This window comes from Allomuricauda sp. CP2A, from assembly GCF_001683915.1.
Lineage (GTDB): Bacteria > Bacteroidota > Bacteroidia > Flavobacteriales > Flavobacteriaceae > Flagellimonas.
Window position 1 is genome coordinate 16,178 of record NZ_LXTT01000143.1, and the last position, 12,677, is coordinate 28,854.

The window sequence follows — 12,677 nt, forward strand, 5'->3', positions numbered from 1 at the left end:
ACCCAAAACATTAGTGATGAAGAATATAAGTTTAGTATTGTTTTCATTAGCCATAATTTCTCTGGGTTCCTGCACCAAACCATTGGAACCCGGCCAGGTAAAGATTAAGCATGGAATAGTACAAGGAACCATTGAAGACGACTTGACCGTATTTAAGGGAATTCCATTTGCCGCACCTCCGGTGGGAGACCTCAGGTGGAAGGCCCCAGAACCCGCCGATGAATGGGAAGGCGTAAAGCAGACCACCGAATTTGGACCTGCTCCCATGCAGGGAGGAAATCCGCCTTCAGGAAAAAGCGAGGACTGTCTGTATCTTAATATCTGGAGTCCGGCAAAATCCCCGGACGAAAAAATTCCGGTTTTGGTTTGGATCTATGGAGGTGGGTTTAGTTTTGGGTCAACTTCAGAACCCGTGTATGATGGCACCAATTTGGCCAAAAAAGGGGTGGTACTGGTCAGTATTCCCTACCGGGTGGGCCAATTGGGCTTTTTGGCGCATCCTGAATTAAGTGCAGAGAATCCCAACAATGTTTCTGGAAACTATGGCTTGTTGGATATGATTGCCGGACTGCAATGGATACAGGAAAACATTTCAGCCTTTGGTGGCGACCCGGGCAAAGTCACCATTTTTGGAGAGTCGGCGGGAGGTATCGCCGTCAGCATGTTATGCGCTTCTCCATTGGCCAAAGGACTGTTTCATGGAGCTATTTCCCAAAGTGGGGGTTCATTCGGGCCGCCAAGGCCAACAACCTATCCGGGTGAAAATATGAAAACCTTGGATGTGGCAGAACAAGATGGAGTTTCCTATGCAGAAAAAGCAGGAGCATCCAGTTTGGAAGATTTAAGGGACATTCCTGCGGAAAAACTTCCCATGGGAATGGGGATGGGAGGCGCATGGCCCATTATTGACGGCTATGTAATTCCAGATGATCAATTTGTGCTTTATGAATCGGGCAAGTACAATGATGTGCCGGTATTGATCGGTTACAATTCTGATGAAGGAGCCAGTTTTTCTCGGGAAAAAGACCCGGAAAAGCATACAGAGAGTGTGCATCTTCGGTATGGGCCTTACGCAGACTCCCTTTTAACAGCATATCCTTTGGAAGAGAATGCGGTGACCAAGACGGCCCGCGATTTGGCCCGTGATGCCGCCTTTGGATGGCAAACGTGGAGTTGGGCGAGGCTTCAGGCCAAAACCGGGGATTCAAAGGTGTTTTATTATTATTTTGACCAACATCCAGACTACCCCGAGGATTCTCCCAACTATGGATACGGGTCGCCTCACGGCCAAGAAGTCGCTTACGTCTTCCTTAATCTGGATAACCCTGACATAAGTGAATCGGATACGGAAATTTCAGAAGCCATGGGGACGTATTGGACCAATTTTACCAAATATGGGGACCCCAATGGCGAAGGAGTGCCCAATTGGCCAGCTTTCAACAATGAAACCAAGGAAGTCATGTATTTTCGGCAAAAACCAGTTATTGGAACTGTTCCCAGTGAGGCTTCCCTGGAAGTCCTTGACAATTATTTTGAATGGAGGAGAACGCCCGAAGGAAAGGAGTGGGCCAAGTAGTGATTTAAAAAATTTAAAAAGTATATAATGAATAAAAAGAACATCCCTTTAATGACCATTCTTCTAGCGTTATTTGCGCTGGTAGGTTTCAACGGTATCGAAAACCATGATTATCCGGCCCCAAAGAATACACCCGTGTTCACAAAAGTGGTGTACCAGGGCAATGATCAAGTGTATAAGGATTATCCCTTGGAAGCTGATGAGTTCTATAACCCCATCCTTCAGGGCTGTTACCCCGATCCGGCCATCACCAGAAAGGGAGACGATTACTATTTGGTATGTTCCTCATTTGCCATGTTTCCGGGAGTGCCTATTTTTCATTCCAAGGATTTGGTGAACTGGACCCAGATTGGCCATGTGCTGGATCGGGTTTCGCAATTGGATGTCCATGATACAGGAATAAGTCAAGGGGTATATGCCCCAGGGATCACCTATAACCCAAACAATGATACCTTCTATATGATCACTACCGCCTTTGCCGGGGGAGCGGGGAACATTGTGGTGAAGACCAAAGACCCCAAGGCAGGTTGGAGCGATCCGTACCACCTGAAATTCAATGGTATTGACCCATCACTGTTTTTTGATGATGATGGGAAAGCCTATGTAGTGCATAATGATGCTCCAGACGAGGGCAAGGAACTCTACAGCGGACACAGGGTCATCAAAATTTGGGAATATGATGTGGAAAAGGACCAAGTCATTTCCGGTACCGATAAAATCATCGTTGATGGAGGGGTGGATTTGGCCGATAAGCCCATCTGGATTGAAGCACCACATATTTATAAAAAAGATGGAAAATATTACCTCATGTGCGCTGAGGGTGGCACAGGGGGATGGCACAGTGAAGTGATTTTTATCAGTGACAGTCCCACAGGCCCTTTTGTGCCCGCTCCGAGCAATCCCATCCTTACCCAGCGCTATTTTCCCAAGGAAAGAGAGAACAAAGTGGATTGGGCAGGCCATGCCGATTTGGTCTTGGGACCAGATGATAAATATTACGGTGTTTTTCTGGCGGTTAGGCCCAACGAGGAGAATAGGGTGAACACGGGAAGGGAAACGTTTATTTTGCCCGTGGATTGGTCGGGTACGTTTCCCGTTTTTGAAAACGGATTGATCCCCATGGAGCCAAAGCTGAAGATGCCCGAAGGGGTCGAGAACAAAATGGGACAGGAAGGGTTCTTTCCCAATGGAAACTTTACCTATACCGAAAATTTCTCTTCAGAAAAGCTGGATTATAGATGGATAGGTCTTCGTGGACCCCGTGAAGCTTTTATGAAGCAAACCAAAAAAGGTTTGGAGATTACCCCATTCGATACCCACATAGAAGAATTAAAACCCACATCGACCCTTTTCTATCGTCAGCAACACGATAGTTTTTCCTTTACAACCACCCTGGAGTATCAACCCAAATCTGAAACTGATTTGGCTGGTGTGACCGCCTTTCAGAATGAAGGCTCCAATTATGTATTTGGGGTGACCAAGAAAGGAGATGATTATTTTTTGGTGCTGGAGAAAAACGCACGGCCCAATCGTAGGGGTGGAACCGTTTCAGAGATTATTGCAAGTGAAAAAGTAGACCTTAAAGCACCTATACATCTTCAAATAAAGGCAAATGGTGATAAGTATGAGTTTGCCTACTCGGCAGATGGCACTGAATTCACAACAGTCGGTGGAGTGGTTTCGGGCGATATACTTTCCACCGATGTGGCCGGTGGATTTACCGGTGCTCTTTTGGGGCTGTATGCCACTAAGGCGAATGACATCGTACCACAATAACAACAACCAAACCATCAGGAAAAAATAGACCCATGAAAAAATCAGTGATACACTTTTGTATGTTGGCGGCAATGCTCATGTGCACCGGAAACATTATGGCACAGGACCCCAATTTTCATATTTATTTAAGCTTGGGGCAGTCAAATATGGAAGGGAACGCCCGAATAGAGGCACAGGACACCGTTGACATAAATGACCGTTTTAAGGTATTGCAAGCAGTTGACTGTCCTGACCTGAATAGGGAAAAGGGAAAATGGTACACCGCAGTACCTCCCTTAAGTAGGTGTAAAACAGGATTGACCCCCACTGATTATTTTGGAAGGACACTGGTGGAAAAACTTCCGGACAGCATAAAAGTTGGTGTGATCAACGTGGCTGTAGGGGGCTGTAAAATTGAACTTTTTGACAAAGACAATTACAAGGAATACGTGTCAACCGCACCGGATTGGTTAAAGAACATGGTGGCGGAATATGATGGCAATCCATATGGTCGCCTTGTTGAAATGGCAAAGATTGCCCAAAAAGACGGTGTGATCAAGGGAATTCTATTGCATCAGGGAGAATCAAACACTGGGGACACCCTTTGGCCCAAAAAAGTCAAAATAGTGTATGACAACATTCTTGAAGATTTGGATTTAGAGGCCTCAAAAACGCCTTTGCTTGCCGGGGAAATGGTACACGCAGATCAGGGAGGAATATGTGCCAGCATGAACAAAATTGTGGCCACATTGCCAGAAACCATTCCCAATGCGCATATCGTTTCCTCTAAAGGATGTCCTGACGCCAAGGACAACCTTCATTTTAATGCTGAAGGGTATCGCATGCTTGGCAGAAGATATGCCATAAAGCTGCTCAATGTGCTGCGCAATCAAGCTAATGACCCGGTAGCCCAAAAACATGCTCCCGAAGGATTTGATACAGTTAGAAATGGAATACCAAAAGGTAGAATAGACAGTATAATGTACAGGTCAAAGACCGTGGGCACCGAGCGAAAGGCAATGATTTATACACCTCCGGGTTTTAGCAAATCAAAAAGATATCCGGTGTTGTACCTATTGCACGGTATAGGGGGTGACGAAAAGGAATGGCTTACCCACGGCACTCCGCAAGTAATATTTGACAACCTGTATGCAGACGGAAAATTGGAACCAATGATTGTGGTGATGCCCAATGGACGGGCCATGAAGAATGACCGGGTGGAGGGAAATATTTTCAGTAAGGAAAGGGTAGAGGCGTTCGCTACTTTTGAAAATGACCTTTTAAACGATTTGATCCCATTTATTGAGAAGAATTTTAAGGTATACAAGGATAGGGAACATAGGGCGATATCCGGGCTTTCCATGGGTGGCGGACAGACCTTGAATTTTGGTCTTGGCAATTTGGATACATTTGCTTGGGTCGGGGCATTTTCATCTGCTCCCAATACCAAAGTGCCCCAAGAATTGCTTCCAGACCCTGAAAAAGCCAAAACATTGGAATTACTTTGGATTTCCTGCGGGGATGCAGATGGCTTGATGCCTTTTAGCAAACGGACCAGCGATTATCTCCGAGATCACGATGTGCCCCATATTTTCTACGTGGAACCCGGAGGACATGATTTTGAGGTATGGAAAAATGACCTTTATATGTTCTCGCAATTGCTTTTTAAACCCGTGGATAAATCGATTCTCAATAAATACAGTGTTTTGGGAATGCCGGCCAGTACCAATGTAAGGCGCGCCCAATATCCGCAAATTCTACCCGATAGTAGGGTGATTTTTAAGACAAAGGCCCCTGAAGCAAAACAGCTACAGATAGACCTCGGTAAAAAATACGATATGGAAATCGATGATGAAGGATTCTGGACGGTAACCACCGACTCCATCAGCGAAGGGTTTCATTATTATTCCTTACTTATTGATGGTGTTGCTGTGGCGGACCCCGCCAGTGAGACATTTTATGGTATGGGACGCATGGCAAGTGGTATTGAGATTCCGTTTAAGGGAGATGGCTATTATAGCCTGAAGGAGGTGCCCCATGGTGATATCAGAATCAATAAATATTTTTCAGCGGCCTCGGGTACATGGCGCGAAATGTACGTCTATACCCCGCCAGGGTATGACAACTCTTCGGAAGACTATCCCGTACTTTACCTTTTGCATGGAGGCGGGGAAGACCAACGCGGTTGGGCCAATCAGGGCAAAACAAACTTAATTTTGGATAATCTGATTGCTGAAAACAAAGCTGAACCCATGATCATAGCTATGTTGGACGGTAATGTCTCCAGTCCTGGTGGAGTTGCTGGATTCAATGAAAATGCACTTGTGGCCTTTGAGAATGAGCTCAAACAAGGGGCAATCCCCTTTGTTGAGCAAAAGTATCGGGTAAAGACCGGTGCCAAGAACAGGGCTTTGGCCGGACTGTCGATGGGTGGTTTGCAAACCTTGCATGCCGGGGTTCACAATACGGATATGTTTTCCCATTTAGGGGTGTTCAGTTCGGGCTGGTTCGCCAACAATGATGAATTATCGGGGCTACAGTATGAGTACATGCAAGACAATGTAGCTACCATAAACAACAACCTCAAAAATTTCTTTATTTCAATGGGAGGTCCAGAGGACATTGCCTATAAAAACTGTCAGGTGATGATGAGAAAATTTGATGAAATGGGCATTGAGTACGATTATAGCGAATACCCTGGAGGCCATACGTGGCCTGTTTGGCGCCATGACCTATATAATTTTGCGCAATTGCTCTTTGCTGAATAATAAGGATGAGGTAAAACATTAAGCTGTTGAGCCGTTTTTTGGTCAATCCATAACTGAAACCCAGGTCATAAACGGAGTGGCTGACGGGGGTGTATGTGAACGTCACATTTATCAGCCCTTTATAGCCAAAAACTTCTCAGGGGGAGATACCCTTTACCACCCAAAAGTAGAAAGATATAGGAGTCACCGGGTCAGTTTTAAAAATATTTTTGGCATTGTCTCTGGGTCAATGGCCTTCATATCCAGCAATTGTAATGATTTGACCATGTGCAAAGTAGTTTTTTTATAATGCTTGAAGTGTGGAGTTTGTAAATGTGATTTGTAAGCTTCTTTATCGGCATAAATTTCCAAAAGCTTGATTTGATTTGGATGGTCTTGTTGATACATGGGATAAATACAAATGACACCGGGTTCCAACCTAACCGAAGCTTCCGATTCTACTTTGAGAATTGCCAAATAATCTTCCATAAATTCAGGTTCTACCTCAATTTCGGCCATACGGACCATCATATTCCCATATGCAGTATGTTTTGAATTTACATTCTTCTTGTTGCATGAGATAAAAATCAATGGAATTACCAAGAAGACAAGCTTTGATAAATAGTTATTCATGTCGTATACTATTGTTCCGATCAATTCAACATCCTAAACGCATTGGGTGTATGCCCCACCCGTTGTTTAAAAAGCCGGCTAAAGTGTTGCGGATATTTGAAACCGAGTTCATAGGCAATCTCACTGACCGATTTACTGGGGTCGAACACCTTTTCCTTGGCTACATCAATAAGTTTGTTCTGGATGTATTCCTGCGCGGAATAGCCGGTTTCCTTTTTCACCAAATCACCAAAATAGTTGGGGGATAAATGCAATTGTTCCGCAAAATAGGAGACAGAGGGAAGGCCGATCACCTTGGGTTTGTCCGAACTCAAATATTCATTCAAAAGAACATCAAACTTTTGGAGGGAACTTTGATGCATGGTTTCCCTGGTAAGAAACTGTCGGTCATAAAACCGGAGGCAATAATCCAAAAACAGCTCAATATTGGACACAATCAATTTTTTACTGTGCTTATCCAGGTTTTGTTCCAACTCGAACTGTATTTTTTCAACCAAACTCAATAGAATCTTCCTCTCTTTTGCAGAGAGGTGCAGTGCTTCGGTACTTGAATAGGAGAAAAAACTATAGCTATGCATCTTTTTAGCTAAACTGGTGCCCAACAAAATATCAGGATGAAATAAGATAGCATACCCTTTGGGTACGTAATCAGGCTCATACCCCCCTAATTCCAAAGTTTGGTTCGGTGCCACAAAAACAAGGGTTCCTTCGTCATAATCATACGGCTTACCACCATATTTAAGCTTACAACCCTTTGCATCCTTCAAGAAAATGGCATAGCAATTAAAATGCATGGCATTATAGGTCGGAATCATTTTTCCTTCATCAACCACATGCTCAAAATCAACAATGCCCACCAACGGATGTAAGACCTCCTGTTTTCGTATTGCCAGATAATCACCTACGGTATTGATGTCCTTCCTGTTTTTCATGAACCCACACAATTTAATGTTAAAGATAAGGCATTGATAGTCAGTTTGTAAAACAACAACCCCAAAATCCGTAAATAGGGTAGGTAAACCCGTAATATGGGTAGGTACATTGGTATTTAAGGATTGTATTTTTGAAGAAATATGCACTTTTCATTAAAACTTGATAATATGAAAAAATTGATCCTTGGAATAGTTACACTTTTTATTGCTGCTCCAATTTCTGCCCAAAACGCTTCGGTTGAAAAAGAAATAAGAGAACTTTCACAAAAGAAATGGCAATGGATGGCCGATAAAAATGTGGACGAATTGGCAACTCTTTTTCATGACAAAGCCAAATTTGTGCACATGAGCGGTTCTTGGAAAAAGGACAGGGAACTAGAAATCATTGAAAACGGAAGTATTTGGTACAAGCAAGCGGATGTACATGATGTGGCCGTTGAGGTTTTTGGTGATGATACCGCTGTACTTTGGAACCGCATTACCCTCATGGCCCATGTTCGTGGCAGTGACGTATCAAATGAGTTTACAGTGACCGAATTCTACAAAAAAGAAGGCGATGATTGGAAACTGTTGGATCTCACCTTTAGCAGTGTACGTGATACGCACAAAATAGAACACTGACAAATCAGATGAAAAATGAATATAAAAACAACGATTTTTAGCTTTTTACTTGTCCTTATCAATGCCCATACAGTCTTGGCACAATCAACGGATATTGAACAGGAAATCACGGAGCTCTCCAAACAAAAATGGCAATGGATGGCTAACAAAAATGCCGATAAGCTTGTCGAACTTTTCCATGACAAGGCCAAGTTTGTCCATATGGGCGGTACTTGGGGCAAGGAGCGGGAAGTGGATATTATCAGGGAAGGCTTCATCCATTATAAAAAGGCCGATGTCCATGAGGTCATGGTGGAGGTACTCAATGATAATACTGCAATTCTTTGGAACCGGATTACGCTTTTGGCCGTTGTGGGACCAAACGAGGTAAGCAACCCATTTATGGTGACGGAGGTCTATACAAAAGAGGATAATACATGGAAATTGGCGGATCTGACCTTTAGCAAGTTGCTTGAGCCAGAACGTTAATGTCTTCAAACACCTTAAAATCAAGAAGATATTTTAATAACTTTAATAAGAATAAAACTTCATCATGGCAGCTTTCAATCTAAAAATTAACGGGAAGAATATTGAAGTGGATGTAGATCCCAACACCCCCTTGCTCTGGGTATTGCGAGACCATTTGAATTTGGTCGGGACCAAGTATGGCTGTGGTATCGCCCAATGTGGGGCCTGTACCGTGCATCTTGGGGATATCGCAACACGTTCCTGCATGTTGACCGTTTCTTCCGTGGGTAACCAAGAGATCACCACTATCGAAGGGCTTTCGGAAGATGGGGACCATCCCGTACAAAGAGCCTGGTTGGAGGTTGATGTGCCACAATGTGGCTATTGTCAGGCAGGACAAATCATGACGGCATCCGCCCTGTTGAAGAAAAACCCCGATCCAACGGATGAGGAGATTGAAATGGCCATGAACGGCAACATCTGCCGTTGCGGGACGTATTTACGGATCAAAAAAGCCGTGAAATTGGCTGCGGAAAACAATTCTTGAATCAACCCAAAAAAGATAACATGACACTGATTAAAACACAAATAGGAAGAAGGGCATTTATACGGAACACCAGTTTGGCCAGTGGAGGGCTGGTACTTGGTTTTAGCATATTGAACTCCTGTAAGTCCAAGGATGCCGAAAAACTGGCCGCCCTCGAAATGCCCGAGGAGTGGTTTGAAATCAATGCCTATCTGAAAATCGGTGATAATGGATTGGTAACCATTATGGCTCCGAATCCTGAATTTGGCCAAGGGGTGATCACCTCCATGCCCATGATCGTGGCCGATGAACTCGATGTTGATTGGAAAAATGTTTTGGTGGAGCAGGCTAATTTTGACCAAGAGGACTACGGTTGGCAGTTTACCGGAGGTAGCCAAGGTATCCGAAGAAGGTGGGAAGGATTGCGTATGGCCGGGGCCACCGCAAAACAAATGTTGAAAGAGGCTGCTGCCCAAACCTGGCAAGTGCCCGTTGCTGAAATCACAGTTGCCAAAGGTGTTTTAAGTCATACCGCTACCAACAAATCTGCAGGGTTTGGAGAAATGGCATCCATAGCGGCCAATTTGGAAGTGCCAGAAGAAGTGCCCTTGAAGGAGGTCAAGGATTTTACCATTATCGGAACATCCAAAAAAAGTGTTGAAAACCATAAAATTGTCACCGGAAAGCCCTTGTTTGGCATTGACTATCAGTTTGATGGAGCTTTAACGGCCATGGTGGTACATCCTCCAGCATTTGGCCTGCAACTAAAATCTTTTGATGGTTCCCAAATCAAAACCATGCCGGGGATTGTGGATGTGTTTAAAATAAAGACACTGGAAGACAGCTTCACCCGGGGTTATTTCGATACCAATGCGTTTACGGATCTGGTTGCCATTGTGGGCAAATCTACATGGGAGGTCATGAACGCCAAAAAACAATTGGAGGTCGAATGGGAACCTATTGCAGATTCCAAGTTTAAAATGGATCGGTTCGGTACCGAAATGGAGGTTGATGTCCCCAGCGGTCTGGAGAGTACGGAAGACCACTATGCCCAAATGAATGAAATGGCGGCAAAGTCAGCGACCACTACCCGCAAGGACGGTAATCCAGAGGAAGTGTTCAAAATCGCCGCAAAGACCATTGAGCGTTCCTATAGCTGTCCGTTCCTGGCACACAACTGCATGGAACCCATGAACTTTTTTGCTCATGTGACCGACGAAGGGGCAAAACTAGCAGGTCCTTTACAAGCTCCAGTTTTAACTGCTCCAACCGTTGCAGCTAGATTGGGCATACCTGTGGAAAAAATTGACATTGAACTCACTCGAATGGGTGGGGGATTTGGGAGACGAGCTTATGGGCACTATGCCGTGGAAGCCGCATTGATATCCAGAGAGGCAAAAGCTCCTGTAAAATTGGTCTATACCAGGGAAGATGATATGAGCTGTGGGATTTACCGTCCATCCTACATGGCATCATATAAAGCCGCCCTGGATGAAAAGAACAATTTGGTGGCCTTTCATGTCAAAGCCGGTGGAATTCCCGAAACCCCTCTTTTTGCCAACCGTTTCCCCGCCGGGGCCGTCGATAATTATTTGGCACAACAATGGGAAATCAATTCCAATATCACCATTGGTGCATTTAGGGCGCCCCGCTCGAACTTTATGGCCGGGGCGGAACAATCGTTCTTGGACGAAGTGGCCGAAGCAGCGGGAAAAGACCCGATTGATTTCCGGCTGGAATTGTTGGAAAGAGCCAAAAGCAACCCTGTGGGTGAAGAAAATGACTATGATCCAGACCGCTTGGCAGGTGTTTTGAAACTGGTCCGAGAGAAATCGAATTGGGGCCAAACCCCTTCGGGTGTGCATAGAGGGGTGTCGGCATACTTTTGTCATAACAGTTATGCTGCCCATGTGTTGGATATTGTTTTGGAGGATGGTCAGCCTAAAGTAACAAACGTAGTGTGTGCAATAGATTGTGGTATCGTCATCAATCCTGATGCAGCAGCAAATATGGCCGAAGGTGCCATAATTGACGGTATTGGCAATGCCATGTATGGTGAATTAACATTTAGGGATGGTCAACCACAACAACACAATTTTGATCGCTACCGCATTGTTCGTCATACTGAGGCACCAAAAAACATAGAAGTGCACTTTGTTCAAAATAAAATAGACCCTACGGGTCTGGGAGAGCCACCTTTCCCCCCAGTCTTTGGGGCATTGGCCAATGCGCTTTACAAAGCCACAGGTAGAAGGTACTACAAGCAGCCTTTTATTTCGGACAGGCCGCCATTGGTGGGCTGATATTTAAGGTTTTTAATTGAAATCGGAATCTGGAAACACCATCATAACTACAACATTCTGGCTTTTTTACGGGTTGTTTAGCTAAAATTAAATAGATGAGGGGTCAAACCTTGGCATGCTCTTTTGAATCAAAACAAACATAAAGACACCGTCTATCCCTGATTTTACTGAACATATCCGAAAAGACTTTGGACTGCAAATTTTGGGCAAAGATAAATTGAAGGGATTAAATAAATTCGCTGAACCCTCGTTATATTTGTAAAACCAACAGATTCTAGTCTATATCTTATGGCCAAAACCTCTAAAGATTATCTCTCCGATATTCTGCAATTAAATTTAAACGAATTAGAATTCCAATGGTTGACAGGTGCTGTGGTGCAAATCTCAAAAGCCAAAAGCCGAAAAGATCTTTATATTACCTATAGTCTGTGCACTACCAAAATCCAAGATACGCCCATTACCGATTTCGGCCCTCAGGAGTACGAATGGAAAAGCTATTTGGAGACTCAAAAGGCATCGACCTTGGAGATTTCCAGAATATTTGTGCTTTCTTCCGTGCTGGAAGCTAGCGGAGAATTTTTACAACCCGTACAGCAATTGATTCAGGTTGCGGATAAAACCGAATTGGAAACCTTTCTAAAATATTTGGTTTTGTTGCCAGAACCAGAAAGCTTCAAGTTTGCTGCCGTAGAAGCACTACGGACCAACATCGCCACGGTTTTTAATGCCATATCCCAATACAATCCATACCCATCCCAATATTTTACGACGGCTGAGTGGAACCAAATGTATCTCAAGGCCGCTTTTATGCAGCAAGATTTGAAGAAGATACCTAAAGTTGAGAAAATGGCCAACAAGGATTTGGCGCGGATTATCTCCGATTATGCACATGAAAGATGGGCCGCTTCCAGAGTTATTGACCCGATGTTTTGGCGACCCGTATCCAATTTTCTGGAAGGTAATCTAATTGATGACATAGAACGTTTGTTTAAAAGTGATACGGAAAGGGAACAAAAGGCAGCAACCTTGGTTTGTTTCCATTCAAACTCTGATGAAGCGAAAAAATTACTCAAAACCTATGATACCCACCTACAAAAAGTAGAAAAGGGTGAAATAACCTGGAAAAATTTATAAGAT

General features: G+C 44.1%; 10 protein-coding genes. 8 read left to right on the forward strand and 2 right to left on the reverse strand.

Translation table 11 applies throughout. The annotated features are described in order from the left end of the window. Positions 1-16 precede the first annotated feature (16 nt). The 3 genes from A7D14_RS17115 to A7D14_RS17125 are packed head-to-tail and all read left to right on the forward strand — an operon-like array spanning position 17 to position 6,099. Positions 17-1,576 carry a carboxylesterase/lipase family protein gene (locus A7D14_RS17115; protein WP_067037352.1) on the forward strand — a complete coding sequence of 520 codons (1,560 nt, stop codon included), beginning with the start codon at positions 17-19 and terminating at the stop codon, positions 1,574-1,576. 27 nt (positions 1,577-1,603) lie between these two features. After that, entirely contained in the window at positions 1,604-3,352 is a 1,749-nt protein-coding gene (locus tag A7D14_RS17120) for a glycoside hydrolase family 43 protein (protein ID WP_067037354.1), read from the forward strand. A gap of 32 nt (positions 3,353-3,384) precedes the next feature. Next, a complete protein-coding gene (locus A7D14_RS17125; RefSeq protein ID WP_083158144.1) occupies positions 3,385-6,099 on the forward strand; it encodes an alpha/beta hydrolase-fold protein in 2,715 nt (904 codons plus the stop codon). A gap of 183 nt (positions 6,100-6,282) precedes the next feature. On the opposite strand, the gene A7D14_RS17130 is transcribed toward A7D14_RS17125, so the two are convergent. Together A7D14_RS17130 and A7D14_RS17135 are read right to left on the reverse strand one after the other, a co-directional pair. Next, positions 6,283-6,711, reverse strand: coding sequence for a putative quinol monooxygenase (locus tag A7D14_RS17130; RefSeq protein WP_067037356.1), 429 nt, complete (start codon positions 6,709-6,711; stop codon positions 6,283-6,285). A gap of 20 nt (positions 6,712-6,731) precedes the next feature. After that, positions 6,732-7,643, reverse strand: coding sequence for a helix-turn-helix domain-containing protein (locus A7D14_RS17135; protein WP_067037436.1), 912 nt, complete (start codon positions 7,641-7,643; stop codon positions 6,732-6,734). A 168-nt stretch (positions 7,644-7,811) separates the two neighbouring features. Here A7D14_RS17135 and A7D14_RS17140 point away from each other — a divergent pair, with 168 nt between their 5' ends. The 5 genes from A7D14_RS17140 (at position 7,812) to A7D14_RS17160 (ending at position 12,674) form a co-directional block, all read left to right on the forward strand. Continuing rightward, positions 7,812-8,264, forward strand: coding sequence for a nuclear transport factor 2 family protein (locus A7D14_RS17140; protein ID WP_067037438.1), 453 nt, complete (start codon positions 7,812-7,814; stop codon positions 8,262-8,264). Between the two features lie 15 nt (positions 8,265-8,279). Beyond that, positions 8,280-8,732: a nuclear transport factor 2 family protein gene (locus A7D14_RS17145; RefSeq protein ID WP_141673434.1), complete on the forward strand. Its 453-nt coding sequence runs from the start codon at positions 8,280-8,282 to the stop codon at positions 8,730-8,732. A 64-nt stretch (positions 8,733-8,796) separates the two neighbouring features. Beyond that, complete coding sequence (locus tag A7D14_RS17150) at positions 8,797-9,258, forward strand: (2Fe-2S)-binding protein (protein ID WP_067037358.1); 462 nt, start codon at positions 8,797-8,799, stop codon at positions 9,256-9,258. 20 nt (positions 9,259-9,278) lie between these two features. Beyond that, complete coding sequence (locus A7D14_RS17155; protein ID WP_067037444.1) at positions 9,279-11,540, forward strand: xanthine dehydrogenase family protein molybdopterin-binding subunit; 2,262 nt, start codon at positions 9,279-9,281, stop codon at positions 11,538-11,540. Positions 11,541-11,828: 288 nt separating this feature from the next. Next, positions 11,829-12,674, forward strand: coding sequence for an EboA domain-containing protein (locus A7D14_RS17160; RefSeq protein WP_067037360.1), 846 nt, complete (start codon positions 11,829-11,831; stop codon positions 12,672-12,674). Positions 12,675-12,677: the final 3 nt, after the last annotated feature.

Coding starts and splice junctions, on each gene's coding strand:
- A7D14_RS17115 (WP_067037352.1), top strand. CDS start 17: ATGAAGAATATAAGTTTAGTATTGTTTTCATTAGCCATAATTTCTCTG.
- A7D14_RS17120 (WP_067037354.1), top strand. CDS start 1,604: ATGAATAAAAAGAACATCCCTTTAATGACCATTCTTCTAGCGTTATTT.
- A7D14_RS17125 (WP_083158144.1), top strand. CDS start 3,385: ATGAAAAAATCAGTGATACACTTTTGTATGTTGGCGGCAATGCTCATG.
- A7D14_RS17130 (WP_067037356.1), bottom strand. CDS start 6,711: ATGAATAACTATTTATCAAAGCTTGTCTTCTTGGTAATTCCATTGATT.
- A7D14_RS17135 (WP_067037436.1), bottom strand. CDS start 7,643: ATGAAAAACAGGAAGGACATCAATACCGTAGGTGATTATCTGGCAATA.
- A7D14_RS17140 (WP_067037438.1), top strand. CDS start 7,812: ATGAAAAAATTGATCCTTGGAATAGTTACACTTTTTATTGCTGCTCCA.
- A7D14_RS17145 (WP_141673434.1), top strand. CDS start 8,280: ATGAATATAAAAACAACGATTTTTAGCTTTTTACTTGTCCTTATCAAT.
- A7D14_RS17150 (WP_067037358.1), top strand. CDS start 8,797: ATGGCAGCTTTCAATCTAAAAATTAACGGGAAGAATATTGAAGTGGAT.
- A7D14_RS17155 (WP_067037444.1), top strand. CDS start 9,279: ATGACACTGATTAAAACACAAATAGGAAGAAGGGCATTTATACGGAAC.
- A7D14_RS17160 (WP_067037360.1), top strand. CDS start 11,829: ATGGCCAAAACCTCTAAAGATTATCTCTCCGATATTCTGCAATTAAAT.